Source organism: Pseudomonas sp. GW460-LB5, from assembly GCF_059423245.1.
This window is the reverse complement of the sequence record NZ_JBWKXT010000019.1, coordinates 79,523-96,271: the sequence shown is the minus strand read 5'-3', so window position 1 is coordinate 96,271 and position 16,749 is coordinate 79,523. Positions and strand designations below refer to the sequence as shown.

General features: G+C 61.8%; 10 protein-coding genes and 1 other RNA gene. 4 read left to right on the top strand and 7 right to left on the bottom strand.

The features are described 5' to 3' along the window. Positions 1-74 precede the first annotated feature (74 nt). The 6 genes from AC07XM_RS14020 to AC07XM_RS13995 all read right to left on the bottom strand — a co-directional run bounded on the left by AC07XM_RS14020 (position 75) and on the right by AC07XM_RS13995 (position 9,717). Positions 75-1,151 (bottom strand): AAA family ATPase, encoded by a 1,077-nt coding sequence (locus AC07XM_RS14020; RefSeq protein ID WP_102688968.1) that lies wholly within the window; start codon positions 1,149-1,151, stop codon positions 75-77. Between the two features lie 362 nt (positions 1,152-1,513). Then, positions 1,514-1,610: signal recognition particle sRNA small type (gene ffs / locus AC07XM_RS14015), an RNA gene on the bottom strand. Between the two features lie 293 nt (positions 1,611-1,903). After that, positions 1,904-4,234 carry an NAD-dependent DNA ligase LigA gene (gene ligA, locus AC07XM_RS14010; protein WP_095116919.1) on the bottom strand — a complete coding sequence of 777 codons (2,331 nt, stop codon included), beginning with the start codon at positions 4,232-4,234 and terminating at the stop codon, positions 1,904-1,906. Positions 4,235-4,466: 232 nt separating this feature from the next. After that, complete coding sequence (gene zipA, locus AC07XM_RS14005; RefSeq protein ID WP_016488354.1) at positions 4,467-5,360, bottom strand: cell division protein ZipA; 894 nt, start codon at positions 5,358-5,360, stop codon at positions 4,467-4,469. A gap of 205 nt (positions 5,361-5,565) precedes the next feature. Continuing rightward, positions 5,566-9,054: a chromosome segregation protein SMC gene (smc, locus tag AC07XM_RS14000; RefSeq protein ID WP_102688969.1), complete on the bottom strand. Its 3,489-nt coding sequence runs from the start codon at positions 9,052-9,054 to the stop codon at positions 5,566-5,568. Between the two features lie 3 nt (positions 9,055-9,057). Further along, complete coding sequence (locus AC07XM_RS13995; protein ID WP_016488356.1) at positions 9,058-9,717, bottom strand: GntR family transcriptional regulator; 660 nt, start codon at positions 9,715-9,717, stop codon at positions 9,058-9,060. Between the two features lie 268 nt (positions 9,718-9,985). Here AC07XM_RS13995 and xdhA point away from each other — a divergent pair, with 268 nt between their 5' ends. From xdhA to guaD, 4 genes are read left to right on the top strand one after another with little or no spacing between them, the layout of a single operon-like run. Then, the gene (gene xdhA, locus AC07XM_RS13990) at positions 9,986-11,440 is read left to right on the top strand and encodes a xanthine dehydrogenase small subunit (RefSeq protein ID WP_102688970.1); all 1,455 of its coding nucleotides are present in this window, start codon (positions 9,986-9,988) and stop codon (positions 11,438-11,440) included. Further along, the gene (xdhB, locus tag AC07XM_RS13985; RefSeq protein ID WP_016488358.1) at positions 11,433-13,832 is read left to right on the top strand and encodes a xanthine dehydrogenase molybdopterin binding subunit; all 2,400 of its coding nucleotides are present in this window, start codon (positions 11,433-11,435) and stop codon (positions 13,830-13,832) included. Before xdhA ends, xdhB begins: the two co-directional genes overlap by 8 nt. Positions 13,833-13,882: 50 nt before the next feature. After that, positions 13,883-14,728: a xanthine dehydrogenase accessory protein XdhC gene (gene xdhC, locus AC07XM_RS13980; protein WP_016488359.1), complete on the top strand. Its 846-nt coding sequence runs from the start codon at positions 13,883-13,885 to the stop codon at positions 14,726-14,728. Positions 14,729-14,738: 10 nt separating this feature from the next. Next, positions 14,739-16,043: a guanine deaminase gene (guaD, locus tag AC07XM_RS13975; protein WP_016488360.1), complete on the top strand. Its 1,305-nt coding sequence runs from the start codon at positions 14,739-14,741 to the stop codon at positions 16,041-16,043. Here guaD and aqpZ read toward each other — a convergent pair. Beyond that, positions 16,040-16,738 carry an aquaporin Z gene (aqpZ, locus tag AC07XM_RS13970; RefSeq protein ID WP_019472843.1) on the bottom strand — a complete coding sequence of 233 codons (699 nt, stop codon included), beginning with the start codon at positions 16,736-16,738 and terminating at the stop codon, positions 16,040-16,042. The genes guaD and aqpZ overlap by 4 nt on opposite strands. Positions 16,739-16,749 lie beyond the last annotated feature (11 nt).

Sequence of the window (16,749 nt, the reverse complement as noted above, 5' to 3'; positions counted from 1 at the left end):
TGCAGCTGTCTCCAGTAGAGTATGAGAAACGCTATTTCCTGAGCTTGGAGAGTGTCTAGAAAACCAGGGGCGATTCACCAGTGAGTCGTAATGGCCACCTGATGGCCAAATTTGCTTCCTATTTCAAAAAGCTTGTTAAACTGTTCGAAACACAAAGAGTTCTGCAAGGACGCTTCAGGCTCATCAATAGCGAGAAATATTTTCTTGCTTTTCTGGGTGCTTCTGCTTAAAAATGAATATGCGAGATCCGTGAGGGCAAGCCGCTGTTCTCCCGAACTAAGCTTTTTTATCTCCTTACCTTCCTTGGTTAAAGGACGCTTAATAAAGAACTCGTTCAGAACGATACCAACAAAATCATTTGCCTTAACTGTCTTCTTAGTAGTACTCTTCAAGCCAAACTCGTAGCCATCACCCATCGCGTTATTTATAGAATTGATATACTCTGAAAGCCTTTCATTAATCGTTACAACAATACTCTTCGATACCTTACGCCCCGCACCGGCTCCCTCTTTCCCCTCAAACAAATTTCGAATTTCATCTACAACACTTTTATCCATGAACCCTTGCATCTCACGCGCTTGGAGAGATAACACCTCACTAGGCGAAAGATCTATTGGAATATAAATATAGCTGTATAGTGAAAATATCTGCAACCTTAACTTTTCTAGATCGGTACGAGCACACCCCTTCGGCCTCACATGATGAAAAAGCTGATTGTCAAATGTGGAAGTAAAGATCGTCTTCCTTTCATATGTAACCCCGGCTGGGATTAACAGCATATTATCTGTATCAACTTCCAACTTCAACTCATCACGAAGATTCAAAAAGTCGGTCACAGCTTGAGATGCATTGTTGCTCGGAAGCTCCAAGTTCCAGAAATAGTTACTTATCAACTCAGCTTTGCTATTTTGCAAATCAGCCTTGGCAATCAAGAACACAGGACAGACTGATGAGTCTTGTTTTTTCTGGTTTAGTGAAACGTTCCATTCGCGACTATTAAATACACTATCTAGCGCCTCAAGAACCGATGACTTACCGGATCCATTCGGGCCAATAAAAACAGACAAGTTATTTTTTTGAGACCTGACCATAGGCACAAAGTTTAAGTTACTATATGCCTTGTAGTTTCTTAAAAACACTCCGACTATCATTACCTTCCATCCGTTGACTATCGCTTAATGTGCGTGCCGCGATGGAATACAAAGGTGTGGTCAGCATCGGGCGAATCTGGCCACTATACCGCCATCACCAAAGTCAGTTAATTTTTTTTTGATTCGCGTTCGCCGAGCCTAGGCTCGCCAACACCGGCTTCCGCTCTATCTAAGCTATGACGGCCAACGGCGGGCCCCTAAGGTAATCATCCAAAGGCAGTCGGGTACGGATGGTGTAGCTGGATAAGGCACGATAACATGACACCACAGTACACCACCCAGGTGTACCTAAACGCTGTCACACTTCGAGATTTTTGAGCGATAAATCCTTGTAGAATCAAGGACTTATAGAATGGAGGCGGCCCCACCAGCCACACCCCGGCACTCGATGTTCCCGCTATGGCTGCTCCCTTCCGGGCCTGACCAGGTTAACGGGTAATCAATGCGGGGGGACCGATGGGGCCACCACTACATGCCTCGCTGAGCAGCGAGTGGCGCCATTGTACCGGTCTTGAGGGCAGATACAACCTCTGAGGTAGAAAAAGTCATCATTTCTCAATGACTTGTCAGGCGCATGGGCGCTGAACTGGCGCGCAAACCTGTGGGAGCGGGCGCGCCCGCGAAGAAGGCGCCGCAGTGGATGGCACCGGCTTTGCCGGTGATCGCCGGCAAGCCAGCTCCTACAGGGACCGTACAAGCTTCTGAATCTGGGTATCGAGCCAGAATGTTGGGGTCGGGGATAGCGCAGGGCTTCAGATAGCGATGCCCTGTTCGGCCAGGAATGTGACAAAGGCATCTTCGTCCAGCACCTTAACGCCCAGCTCAGCGGCCTTGGCCAGCTTGGACCCTGCCCCCGGCCCTGCCACCACGCAGTGGGTCTTGCCAGACACCGAGCCGGCCACCTTGGCCCCCAGGCTTTCCAGCTTGTCTTTGGCGATGTCGCGGCTCATGCGCTCCAGCGTACCGGTCAGCACCCAGGTCTGCCCGGCCAGCGGCAAGCCTTCAGCTACCTTCTTCTCGCTGCTCCAATGCATGCCGAACGCCAGCAACTGGGCTTCGATGTCCCGCGCCAGCTTCTGATTCGCTTCATCCTTGAAGAACTCACGCACTGCGTCAGCCTGCTTGGCCGCCAGGGCTTGGCGCAGGTCGATGCCGTCGGCGGCGATGATCTTGTCCAGGCTGTCGAGCCTGGCCACCAGCTTCTCGGCACCGGTCGGGCCAACGGAGGGGATGTCGAGCTTGGCGATCATCCCGGCCAAGGTGGTGCTGGCAGCAAATTCGGCAGCCAGTTCGCCCTCGTCCTGTATTTTCATGCCGCTGGCCAGAAGCTGTTCAATGACTTTCTGGTTGTGCTCGTCTTCGAAGAAGTTGTGGATTTCGTAGGCCACCTCCAGGCCGATATCCGGCAGGTAGGTCAGCACTTGTGGCAACGCCTGCTGCACACGGGCCAGGCTGCCCAGCGAGCGGGCCAGTACCTTGGCGGTTTCTTCGCCCACGTCGGGAATGCCCAGGGCATAGATGAAGCGCGCCAGGCTCGGGCGCTTGCTGGCTTCGATGGCATCGAGCAACTTCTTGCTGGAGACCTCGGCAAAGCCTTCAAGCCCGACAACCTGCTCGAACTCCAGTTTGTACAGGTCAGCTGGCGAGCCGATCAGGCCTTCATCCACCAATTGCTCGACGCTCTTCTCGCCCAGGCCGTCGATGTCCATGGCACGGCGGGACACGTAGTGAATGATCGCCTGTTTGAGCTGGGCGCCACAGGCCAAGCGACCCACACAGCGGTACACCGCGCCTTCGCTGGTGGTTGCCTTGCCTTTGCTGCGTTTGACCAGCTGGGTACGCTCGACCTGCGAACCACAGACCGGGCACACGCTCGGCACTTCTACCGGGCGGGCATCTTCCGGGCGGCGCTCCAGCACGACTTGCATCACCTGCGGGATCACATCACCGGCACGGCGGATGATTACCGTGTCGCCGATGCGCAGGCCCAGGCGGGCGATTTCGTCCATGTTGTGCAAGGTGGCATTGGACACGGTCACACCAGCAACCTTGACCGGTTTCAGGCGCGCCACAGGCGTTACTGCCCCTGTACGGCCAACCTGGAACTCGACGTCCAGCACCTCGGTCAGCTCTTCCATGGCCGGGAACTTGTGGGCGATCGCCCAGCGTGGCTCGCGGGCACGGAAGCCCAGCTCGCGCTGGGCGGCCAGGCTGTTGACCTTGAACACCACGCCATCGATTTCATAGGGCAGGCTGTTGCGCCGTTCGCCGATATCGCGGTAGTAGGCCAGGCACTCATCGATGCCTGCCGCGTGCTTGAGCTCGCGACTGATCGGCAGGCCCCAGGCCTTGAGCTGCTCGAGGGTGCCGATGTGGCTGTCGGCGATGCTCTCGGACACCTGGCCAACGCCATAGCAGCAGAACTCCAGCGGGCGGCTGGCGGTAATCTTTGAATCCAGCTGACGCAGGCTGCCGGCAGCGGCGTTGCGCGGGTTGGCGAAGGTCTTGCCGCCGGCTTCGGCCTGGGCGGCATTGAGCCGGTCGAAACCGGCCTTGCTCATGTACACCTCACCGCGCACTTCCAGCACCGCTGGCCAGCCTTCGCCCTGCAGTTTGAGCGGGATGTTACGCACGGTGCGCACGTTGGCGCTGATATCCTCGCCAGTGGTGCCGTCACCACGGGTGGCGCCCTGCACCAGCTGACCGTCGCGATACAGCAGGCTCACCGCCAGGCCGTCGAGCTTGGGTTCGCAGCTGAAGTCGACCGCACCGGGCTGGTCGAGGCCGTCTACCACGCGGCGGCCGAACTCACGCAGGTCGGTTTCTTCGAAAGCGTTGCCCAGGCTGAGCATGGGCACTTCATGGCGCACCTGGCTGAATGCGGACAACGCCTGGCCGCCGACGCGCTGGGTGGGCGAATCAGGGGTTACCAGGTGGGGGTGTTCAGCCTCAAGCGCCTTGAGCTCGTTGAACAGGCGGTCGTATTCGGCATCGGGCACACTGGGCTCGTCGAGCACGTAGTAGCGGTAGTTGTGCTGGTCGAGTTCGGCACGCAGTTCGTGGATACGGGTTTCGGCGGTCATTTTCAGGGTCTCTTGCAAAGCAAAAAGAGCAGCCTGGGGTGGTGTCTGGGGCCTGGATTGGTAATTGCCTGACCGGGCCCTATCGCCGGCAAGCCAGCTCCCACAGGTACACCACAAGCCTGGAGGGCAGTGGTACTCCTGTGGGAGCTGGCTTGCCGGGGATAGGGCCGGGTCGGGCAGTAACTCCCGAACCGACCAGCACGCCCTCAGGCTGCTCTTTCGTCTGGATCTGTCAGCGCTTCTGGGTCAGCGCGCGGCGCTCGAACTCTACGATGCGCTGGCGGTAGTGCTCGATGGTCTGGGCAGTCAGCACGCTGCGCTGGTCGTCCTTGAGCTCGCCGTTGAGTTCGTGGGCCAGTTTGCGTGCCGCAGCGACCATCACGTCGAACGCCTGCTTCGGATGACGCGGGCCCGGCAGACCAAGGAAGAAGCTCACAGCGCGGGTGCTGAAGTGGTCGATATCGTCCAGGTCGAACACGCCTGGCTTGACCGCATTGGCCATGGAGAACAGCACTTCGCCGTGGCCGGCCATGCTCTCGTGGCGGTGGAAAATGTCCATTTCGCCGAAGCGCAGGCCGCTTTCCAGAATGTTCTGCAGCAACGCCGGGCCCTTGAAGCCGCCTTCGTCACGGGAGATAACACTGATCACCAGCACTTCCTCGGCCGGTGGCAGCTCCTTGACGCTACTGGCAGGCGCTGTACCCGTGCTGCTGCGGGTGTTGTCGGCGGCAAAGTCGTCATTGCTGTCAGCAAAAAGGTCGGGCTCGCGCGTGTCGGCACTCAGGTTCAGGTCACCCTGCTGTACATCAGCCGCTACGGTGGCGCGCTTGTTGCGCTTGCTGGCCTTGGCCGGCTTGGGCTCGCGTTCGCGGTCACGCGAAGAGGCGCTGAGCGACGGCAAGTCGCTTTCGTCCAGCTCAGGCTCCTTGTGGGCGTCCAGCACGCGCGACGGGCCGAGCACTTCGGCGCCGCCACCCTCTTCTTCCGGCAGGTTGGAATAACTGCGATCCAGACGGAATTTCAACTTGCCTTTCCCGCCGCGCATGCGGCGCCAGCCGTCGAAAAGAATCCCGGCAATGACAATGATGCCGATGACGATCAGCCACTCGCGCAGACCGATTTCCATGTAATCCCGTGCCTCTATAAAAATATGCTTGAAAACAAAGGGTTCAAAGCCCTTTAACACGTGGCGCCAACTCTATGTTCTGACAGGCGTTTTACCCACGCAAAAAACGAGTGACATTAAGCTAGCACGACCAAAGACAACTTTACACCGTCTGTCGCACATGACGGGGGCATTTCGCTACAGAATGTGCCCGCATCGTCGCGCATCAAGCGTCGACCATGGCCATGGCCGCCTCCACATCAACTGCAACAAGGCGTGAGCAACCGGGTTCATGCATGGTCACCCCCATCAATTGGTCCGCCATCTCCATGGCAATCTTGTTGTGCGTGATGTAGATGAACTGCACGCTTTCACTCATTTCCTTGACCAGGCGCGCATAGCGCCCGACGTTGGCATCGTCCAGCGGTGCATCGACCTCGTCGAGCATGCAGAACGGTGCGGGGTTCAACTTGAAGATGGCAAACACCAGCGCCAACGCGGTCAGTGCCTTCTCGCCGCCGGACAGCAGATGAATGGTGCTGTTCTTCTTGCCCGGGGGTCGCGCCATGATCGTCACCCCTGTATCGAGTAAATCTTCGCCCGTCAGTTCCAGATAAGCGCTGCCACCACCGAAAACTTTTGGGAAAAGTGCCTGTAATCCGGCATTTATCTGATCAAAGGTATCCTTGAAGCGGTTGCGGGTTTCCTTGTCGATCTTGCGAATGACGTTTTCCAGGGTCTCGAGGGCTTCGACCAGGTCGGCGTCCTGCGCGTCCAGGTAACGCTTGCGCTCGGACTGCTGCTGGTATTCCTCGATGGCGGCCAGGTTGATCGCACCCAGGCGCTGGATGCGTGCTTCAAGCTGCTCCAGCTCCTGTTCGGTACCCTGCTCGCTGGCCTCGGCCTCCAGCGTGGTGAGCACGCCTTGCAGGTCGTAGCCATCGGCCAGCAGCTGTTCTTGCAAGGTCTTGCGTCGTACGTCCAGCCCCTGGCACTCCAGGCGCAATTGCTCCAGTTGGCCGCGCAGCAACTGAGCTTGCTGCTCGGCCTGGGTGCGGCGCTTTTCGGCATCACGCAGTTCACGGTCGGCTTCGTCCATGTGCAGGCGGGCCAAGCGCATTTCCTCGTCCACGCTCATACGCCGCTCCAGCAGCTCTTCGAGCTTCAGGCGCAGTTCTTCCTGCGGGGCCTCGCCCTCCTCCAGGTTCAGGCTCAGTTGCTCCTGGCGCTCGGTCAGGCGCGCTGCCTGCTGCTCCAGGCGCTCCAGGGCCTGACGGGTGGAGTCGTGCTGGGCGCGCAGCGAGCCCAAGCGCACGGCCAACTGGTGGGCGTGGTCCTTGTGCTGGCGGGCCTCTTGGCGCACCCGGTCGAGGGCTTCGCGCAGGGTGTCGCGGCGGGCCATCAGTTGCTCGCGCTGCTCGGTGTCCTGGGCCATCAGCTCCAGGGCCTCCTGCAGCAGCAGGCGCGCTTCGCCTAGCTGTTCGTGCTCCACGGCGCGCTGCTCTTCAAGCTCGGCCAGTTCTTCAAGCAGGCGCCGACGGCGCAACGCGACCTGCTCGGCTCGGGCGCGGCTGGCCGAGAGCCTGGCATTCAGTTCGCCATGCAGACGGTTTTCTTCCTGGGTACGGCGGCGCAGCTGTTCGCGCTGCTCTTCCTGGTCCAGCTGCTGCTCGCGCAGGGCCTGCAACTGTTGCTCAAGCTGCTCCAGTGCCGCTTCCTGCTCCTGTTGCTCCTGCCCCAGGCGCTCGATTTCCTGGCCACGCGCCAGCACGCCGCCTTCAGCTTCACCACCACGGCGCACCCGCAGGAAGTGCCGGCCAACCCAGTAGCCATCGCGGCTGACCAGGCTCTGGCCTTCGCCAAGCGACACGCGCTGCGCCAGTGCCTGGGCCAAGTCCTCCACAGGCTTGACCTGGCCCAGCCAGGGCGCCAGGTCGATGCGACCTGCGACCTTTTCCAGCAGGCTGCCAGGCAACGATGAACCCTTGCCGCTGGCCTGCAGCAAACGCAGCTCACCTTGCTCAAGGCCTGTGAAATCGAGCGTATCGAAATCATCCACCAGCACCGCCTGCAGATCGGCGCCAAGCACCGTTTCTACTGCCAACTCCCAACCCGGTTCTACGCGCAAGCCTTCAGCCAGGCGTGGCTGTTGCTCCAGACCTTGGCCTTGCAGCCAGCCTGCAGCACCCGCGCCCGGTTCCAGGGCGGCCTGCTGCAAGGCTTCGAGCGAGGCCAGACGACCACCCAGGCGCTGCAGGTCGCCCTGCGCCTGCTGCTGGGCCTGGGTGGCCTGTTGCAGTTGCTCGCGCGCGCCTTCCAGGCGCTCGACCACCTGTTCTTCGGACAGCTGCAATTCTTCCAGCAGCATTTCACTGCTGGCCAGTTGCTCGGCCAGTTCGAGCATGGCGGCATCCTGCGGGTCGCTCCCCAGTTGCTCGCGCTCCTCGCCCAGCTTGCGCTGGCGCTCGGCCAAACGCTCCAGGCTGGCTTCCAGCTGTTGCAGGCGCGCCTGCTGCACTTCGGCCTGGCGACGTGGTTCGGCGGAGCGGCTGTTGAAACTGTCCCACTGTTCCTGCCAGCCGTGCATGCCCGCCTCGGCTTCTTCAAGGGCCGCAGCGGCCTCTTCGGCGGCGGCCAGGGTCATTTCCTGCTCGGGCTCGAGCATGGCCAGCTCTTCGCCCAGGGTGGCCAGCAAGGTGCGGTCGTGGCCCAGGTGCGATTCGGTCTCCAGGCGCGTGCGCTCGGCTTCCTTGAAGTCGTCCTGCAACTGCCGCAGGCGCTGCTGGCCATGCTGGATACTCTGCTCGACCCGGGCAATATCACCGGCTACCGAGTAGAAGCGGCCCTGCACCTGGTTGAAGCGCTCGGATAATTCATGATGGCCATCGCGCAGGCGCTCGATACTGGCATCGGCATTGCGCTGCTCGGCCACCAGTGCTTCATGGGACACACCCTGGTCGCCAATCACCGACTCGCGCTGGCGTACCTGTTCGTCCAGGCCGCGCCAGCGCAAGGCCGAAAGGCGTGCCTTCAACTGGCGTTCCTGCGCTTTGTACTCGCGGTACTTCTCGGCGGCCTGGGCCTGACGGTGCAGGCGCTCCAGCTGGCGCTCCAGCTCTTCGCGCAGGTCGGTCAGGCGCGCGAGGTTTTCCTGGGTGCGGCGGATGCGGTTCTCGGTTTCGCGGCGCCGCTCCTTGTACTTGGAGATGCCGGCCGCTTCTTCGATGAAGTTGCGCAGTTCCTCGGGCTTGGCCTCGATCAGCTTGGAGATCATCCCCTGCTCGATGATCGAATAGCTGCGCGGCCCCAGGCCGGTACCGAGGAAAATATCGGTGATGTCACGCCGACGACACTTGGTGCCGTTGAGGTAATAGCTGTTCTGCCCGTCGCGGGTAACCTTGCGGCGGATCGAGATTTCGGCATAGGCGGCATACTCGCCGACCAGGGTGGTTTCGCTGTTGTCGAACACCAGTTCGATGCTGGCCTGGCTGACCGGCTTGCGGCCACTGGAGCCGTTGAAGATGACGTCGGTCATCGACTCGCCGCGCAGGTTCTTTGCCGAACTCTCGCCCATCACCCAGCGCACCGCGTCGATGATGTTGGACTTGCCACAGCCGTTGGGGCCGACCACGGCCGCCATGTTACTGGGGAAATTGACCGTGGTCGGGTCGACGAACGACTTGAACCCGGCCAGGCGAATGCACTTCAGGCGCATCGGTCAGCCTCGGGCCAGCGCCGCCAGCACCAGTTCGCAGCTGCGCTGGCCGTAGGCAGTTAGCACCTCCCGGATGCGTGGCAGGTCGCGGGCGACCACGGCGTCGAGCAGGCGGGCGAACAGGTCCAGGTAATCGATCATGTTGGCCTGGCGCTGGTCCAGCGACAAATAGTAGGCACGGCTCATCGCCGGTTGCAGGTTTTCCACGGTTTCCTGCAGGAACGGGTTGTCGGCGAATGGATAGGCCGCGCGCATCACCGCGAAGCTCTCGGCGACAAACGTCTTGATGTCGAGCTGGTCATGGGCGCGCTGCAAACGCTGCTGAATATCCAGAAACGGGCGCAGGTCGGCATCGGTGCGCCATTTTTGCGCAACCGCGTTGCCCAGCAGGATGTAGAACTCGCCCATCAAGGAACACAGGCTACGCACGCTGCGCTCGTCCAGCACGGTCACGTGGGCACCCCGGCGCGGCAAAATCGCCACCAGGTGCCGGCGCTCGAGGATCAGCAGCGCTTCGCGGACCGAGCCACGGCTGACGTTGAGGGCCAAGGTCACCTTCTGCTCCTGGATACGCTCGCCTGGCGCCAGCTCGCCGCGGATGATGCGTTCGGCCAGGTAATCGGCAATCTGCTCGGAGAGGCTGTCCGGGGCCTTGAACGTCATGGTTTTCCTTCAAAATCATTGAACTGGGCACAAGGGGCGGATTGTAGCGTACTTGGGCGGTAATCGCGCAGAGGGGCCAGGCGGTTTATTTGACCCGCCAGACAGCCGCGCGCCCGGCGCGATCTATGCTTGTTGTATGGGCAACGTGTTCGGCCGGGCGGCTACACGCGCAATTTCTTGACCTTTGAGTCAGAAAAATATTGACCTGCTGGACAGGTGTTGCTTAGAGTCCGCCCAACAACAATAAAACCATTGCGAGGCTATCCCCGTGATCCAGTTTCTCGTCAACCAGGAGCTGCATAGTGAGCACGCCCTGGACCCGAACATGACGGTGCTGCAGTACCTGCGCGAGCACCTGGGCAAACCCGGCACCAAAGAGGGCTGCGCCAGTGGTGACTGCGGCGCCTGCACCGTGGTCGTCGGCGAACTGAGCCAGGACGAGCAAGGCAACGACAGCCTGCGCTACCGCAGCCTCAACTCGTGCCTCACCTTTGTCTCGTCGCTGCACGGCAAGCAACTGATCAGCGTCGAAGGCCTCAAGCATCAGGGCCAACTGCACAGCGTGCAACAGGCCATGGCCGATTGCCACGGTTCACAATGCGGCTTCTGCACCCCTGGCTTTGTCATGTCGCTGTTCGCCTTGCAAAAAAACAGCAGCGGCCCGGACCTGCACCAGGCCCAGGAAGCCCTGGCCGGTAACCTGTGCCGTTGCACCGGCTACCGCCCCATCCTCGAAGCCGCCGAGCAGAGCTGCCGCCAGCCCTGTCGCGACCAGTTCGATGCCCAGCAGGCGCAAACCATCAGCCGCCTCAAGGCCATTGCACCGACCCAGACCGGCGAGCTGAACAGCGGCGACAAGCGTTGCCTGGTGCCGCTGACCGTGGCCGACCTGGCCGACCTGTACAGTTCACACCCCGAAGCCCGCTTGCTGGCCGGCGGTACCGACCTGGCCCTGGAAGTGACCCAGTTCCACAGGACGTTGCCGGTGATGATCTATGTCGGCCACGTGGCCGAGCTCAAACGCATCGAAAAAACTGCCAGCCACCTGGAAATCGGCGCTGCCACCCCGCTCACCGACTGCTACGGCGCACTCCACGAGGAATACCCGGACTTCGGCGACCTGCTGCACCGCTTCGCCTCGCTGCAGATCCGCAACCAGGGCACGCTGGGCGGCAATATTGGCAACGCCTCGCCCATCGGCGACTCGCCTCCCCTGCTGATTGCCCTGGACGCGCAGATCGTACTGCGCCAAGGCGAGCGCCAGCGCACCATGGCGCTGGAAGACTACTTCATCGATTACCGCATCACCGCCCGCCAGGACAGCGAGTTCATCGAGAAGATCATCGTGCCTCGCGCCACCAATGACTGGGCGTTCCGCGCCTACAAAGTGTCCAAGCGCCTGGACGACGACATTTCTGCCGTGTGCGCGGCCTTCAACCTCAGCATCGAAAACGGCGTGGTCAGCGGTGTGCGCATCGCCTTCGGCGGCATGGCGGCCATCCCTAAACGGGCCCGCGCCTGCGAAGCAGCGCTGCGCGGCAAGCCGTGGAACCAGGCCGCCATCGAGCGGGCCTGCCAGGCCCTGGCCGTAGATTTCACCCCGCTCAGCGACTTCCGCGCCAGCAAGGAATACCGCCTGCTGACCGCACAAAACCTGCTGCGCAAGTACTTCATCGAACAGCAAACGCCGCACATCGAAACCCGGGTGACCGCTTATGTCTAACCATCACGTAGCCAAGAGCCAGGCCGAGATGGCCGAGCTGTTCAGCCAGGACCTGACCACCGGGGTTGGCCGCAGTGTCAAGCACGACAGCGCCGACAAGCATGTATCTGGCGAGGCGCTGTACATTGACGACCGCCTGGAATTCCCCAACCAGCTGCACGTCTATGCGCGCACCGCCGACCGCGCCCATGCGCGTATCCTGCGCATCGACACCACGCCGTGCTATGCCTTCGAGGGTGTGCGCATCGCCATCACCCACGAGGACATCCCCGGCCTGAAAGACATCGGCCCGGTGGTGGCCGGTGACCCGCTGCTGGCCATCGACAAGGTCGAGTTCTTCGGCCAGCCGGTGCTTGCCGTTGCGGCCCGTGACCTTGAAACCGCGCGCCGCGCGGCCATGGCCGCCATCGTCGAATACGAAGACCTGGAGCCGGTGCTGGATGTGGTCGATGCGCTGCGCAAGAAGCACTTCGTGCTCGACAGCCACACCCACCAGCGCGGTGATTCAGCTACCGCCCTGGCCAGCGCCCCGCACCGCATTCAGGGCACCCTGCACATCGGCGGCCAGGAACACTTCTACCTGGAAACCCAGATTTCCTCGGTAATGCCCACCGAAGACGGCGGCATGATCGTCTACTGCTCCACGCAAAACCCCACCGAAGTGCAGAAACTGGTCGCCGAAGTGCTCGACGTGCCGATGAACAAGGTAGTGCTGGACATGCGCCGCATGGGTGGCGGGTTTGGCGGCAAGGAAACCCAGGCCGCCAGCCCTGCCTGCCTGTGCGCGGTGGTGGCGCGCCTGACCGGGCAGCCGACCAAGATGCGCCTGCCACGGGTCGAAGACATGACCATGACCGGCAAACGCCACCCGTTCTATGTCGAATACGATGTGGGCTTCGACGACAACGGCCGCCTGCACGGCATCAATTTCGACCTGGCCGGCAACTGCGGGTACTCGCCCGACCTCTCCGGCTCGATCGTCGACCGCGCCATGTTCCACTCCGACAATGCCTACTACCTGGGCGATGCCACCGTGCATGGCCACCGCTGCAAGACCAACACCGCCTCCAACACCGCCTACCGCGGCTTTGGCGGCCCGCAGGGTATGGTCGCCATCGAGCAGGTGATGGACCATATCGCCCGCCACCTGGGCCGTGACCCCCTGGCCGTGCGCAAGGCCAACTACTACGGCAAGACCGAACGCAACGTTACCCACTACTACCAGACCGTCGAGCACAACATGCTCGAAGAGATGACCGCCGAGCTGGAGGCCAGCAGCGACTACGCCGAGCGACGCGAGTCGATCCGGCGCTTCAACGCCAACAGCCCGATCCTGAAGAAAGGCCTGGCGCTGACGCCGGTCAAGTTCGGCATCTCGTTCACCGCCACCTTCCTCAACCAGGCCGGTGCGCTGATCCATATCTACACCGATGGCAGCATTCACCTTAACCACGGCGGCACCGAGATGGGCCAGGGCCTGAACACCAAGGTGGCACAGGTGGTGGCGCAGATCTTCCAGGTGGATTTCAGCCGCATCCAGATCACCGCCACCAATACCGACAAGGTTCCCAATACCTCGCCGACCGCCGCCTCCAGTGGTGCCGACCTGAACGGCAAGGCAGCGCAAAACGCTGCCGAAATCCTCAAGCGGCGCCTGACCGAGTTCGCCGCACGGCACTATCAGGTGACCGAGGAAGATGTCGAATTCCGCAACGGCCATGTACGCGTGCGCGACCAGATCGTCAGCTTCGAGCAACTGGTGCAGCAGGCGTACTTCGCCCAGGTGTCGCTGTCCAGCACCGGGTTCTACCGCACGCCGAAAATCTTCTACGACCGCAGCCAGGCACGCGGCCGGCCGTTCTACTACTTCGCCTTTGGCGCCGCCTGCGTGGAGGTGATCGTCGATACCCTGACCGGCGAATACAAGATGCTGCGCGCCGACATCCTGCACGACGTGGGCGATTCGCTGAACCCGGCCATCGACATCGGCCAGGTGGAAGGCGGCTTCATCCAGGGTATGGGCTGGCTCACCACCGAAGAGCTGGTGTGGAACGCCAAGGGCAAACTGATGACCAACGGCCCGGCCAGCTACAAGATCCCGGCAGTCGCCGACATGCCGCTGGACCTGCGGGTGAAGCTGGTGGAAAACCGCAAGAACCCGGAAGACACCGTGTTCCACTCCAAGGCCGTGGGCGAGCCGCCGTTCATGCTCGGCATTGCGGCCTGGTGTGCGATCAAGGATGCCGTGGCCAGCCTGGCTGACTACCGCGTACAGCCGAACATTGACGCGCCGGCGACACCGGAACGGGTGCTGTGGGGTTGTGAACAGATGCGCAAGGTAGTGGCTGCAGCGCAACCTGAAGCCCCAGAGTTGGAAACTGTGACTCAGTAACGCCGCTCCTACACAAAGCCGACCGCGTTGCACTGAAGAGGATCTGCATCATGCACCAATGGATCAACGCCCTCGCCGACCACCAGTCCCGTGGTGAAGCGTGCGTGCTGGTGACCATCATCGAGGAGCGCGGCTCGACCCCGCGCAACGCAGGCTCGAAGATGGTGGTCAGCGCCAGCGGCCTGTTCGACACCATCGGCGGCGGCCACCTGGAATACAAGGCGCTGCACATCGCCCGGCAAATGCTCGAAGAGCAGCGCACCACGCCGCACCTGGAGCGCTTCAGCCTCGGCGCCAGCCTGGGCCAGTGCTGCGGCGGCGTGACCGTGCTGCTGTTCGAGCCGATGGCCGCCGTGCAGGCGCAGATCGCCGTGTTCGGCGCGGGCCATGTCGGCCGGGCTCTGGTACCCTTGCTCGCCGCGCTGCCCTGCCGGGTGCGCTGGATCGATTCGCGCGAACAGGAATTCCCCGAGCTCATCCCCAACGGGGTGACCAAGGTCGTCAGTGAGGAACCGGTCGACGAAGTCGCAGGCCTGCCACCAGGCTGCTACTGCATCGTCATGACCCACAACCACCAGCTCGACCTGGAGCTGACCGCCGCCATTCTCAAGCGCAACGATTTCACCTGGTTCGGCCTGATCGGCTCGAAGACCAAACGGGTCAAGTTCGAGCACCGCTTGCGCGAGCGCGGCTACGACGAGGCCGTGCTGGCGCGTATGCGCTGCCCGATGGGCCTGCCCGAGGTAAAGGGCAAGCTGCCCATCGAGATCGCCGTGTCCATCGCCGGCGAAATCATCGCCACCTACAACGCCTGCTTCGGCCAGCACGACGCTGCGGCCAATGCCGGCCCCATTGCCCAGTTGCTGCCGCCCTCCCGGCGCAGCCAAGCTATTTGACGAGTGTGTTATGACCGTTACCCGTAAAGCCTACCGCGCCGCCATCCTGCACAGCATCGCCGACCCGGCCGAGGTGGGCCTGGAGGCTTCCCATGAGTACTTCGAAGACGGCCTGCTGGTGGTCGACGATGGGCGCATCAGCGCCATTGGCCACGCCAGCGAACTGCTGCCGACCCTGGACGCAGGCATCCCGGTGGAGCACTACCAGGACGCGCTGATCACCCCAGGCTTTATCGACACCCATATCCATTTCCCGCAAACCGGCATGATCGGCTCCTACGGCGAGCAATTACTGGACTGGTTGAACACTTACACCTTCCCCTGCGAAAAGCAGTTCGCCGACAAAGCGCACGCCGACCAGGTGGCGAAAATCTTCCTCAAGGAACTGCTGCGCAACGGCACCACCACTGCATTGGTGTTCGGCAGCGTGCACCCGGAATCGGTCAACGCCCTGTTCGAAGAGGCCGAGCGCCTGGACCTGCGCCTGATCGCCGGCAAGGTGATGATGGACCGCAACGCGCCGGACTACCTGACCGACACCGCCGAATCCGGTTACGCCGACAGTAAAGCGCTGATCGAGCGCTGGCATGGCAAGGGCCGCCTGCACTACGCGGTTACCCCGCGTTTCGCCCCGACCAGCACGCCTGAACAGCTGGCACTGGCTGGTCAGTTGCTGAAGGAACACCCCGGCGTGTACATGCACACGCACCTGTCGGAAAACCTCAAGGAAATCGACTGGGTCAAGTCGCTGTTCCCCGAGCAGAAGGGTTACCTGGACGTGTACGACCACTTCGAGCTGCTGGGCGAGCGCTCGGTGTTTGCCCACGGCGTGCACCTGTGCGACGACGAATGCCAGCGCCTGGCCGAAACCGGCTCGGCCGTGGCCTTCTGCCCCACTTCCAACCTGTTCCTGGGCAGCGGCTTGTTCAACCTGCCCCAGGCCGAGCGCTTCAAAGTCAACGTGGGCCTGGGTACCGACGTCGGCGCCGGCACCAGCTTCTCGCTGCTCAACACCCTGAACGAAGCGTACAAGGTGATGCAGCTGCAGGGCGCGCGCCTGCACCCGTACAAGTCGCTGTACCTGGCCACCCTCGGCGGCGCCCGCGCCCTGCGCCTGGACGACCGCATCGGCAGCCTGCGCCCGGGCAACGATGCCGACTTCGTGGTGCTGGACTACAAGGCCACGCCGCTGCTGGACTACCGCATTCAGCAGTCCAACAGCATCGAAGAGACCCTGTTTGTGCTCACCACCCTGGGCGACGACCGCACTGTGCGTGAAACCTACGCTGCAGGGCGTTGCGTGCACCAGCGCTAAGGTTCTTTGGCAAGCCCCCGGTAAAGCGCGCCGCCGATAGCAGCACCAATAAGCGGCGCCACCCAGAACAGCCACAGCTGTTGCAGGGCCCAGCCGCCGACGAACAAGGCCGGCCCCGTGCTACGCGCGGGGTTGACCGAGGTATTGGTCACCGGAATGGAGATCAGGTGGATCAGGGTCAGGGCCAGGCCGATGGCAATCGGTGCAAAACCTGCCGGCGCCCGCGAATCGGTCGCGCCCATGATCACCACCAGGAACATCGCCGTCATCACCACTTCACTGATGAACCCCGCCCCCAGCGTATAACCGCCGGGCGAGTGGTCGGCGTAGCCGTTTGAAGCCAATCCCGAAGACAACTCGAAACCGGCCTTGCCGCTGGCGATGAGGTAGATCACCCCGGCCGCCAGGATGGCGCCAATCACCTGCGCGATCACGTAGGGCAGCAGCTCTTTGGCCGGAAAGCGCCCACCCACCACCAGCCCGAACGACACGGCAGGGTTGAGGTGACAGCCGGAGATATGGCCGATGGCGAAGGCCATGGTCAGCACTGTGAGGCCGAAGGCGAAGGCGACACCGAGCACACCGATGCCGAGAGGGGAACTGGCTGCGAGTACTGCACTGCCACAGCCGCCAAGCACTAACCAGAAGGTGCCGATCAGCTCGGCACCCATACGTTTACCCAAAGACATGCTCATGAACCCATTCC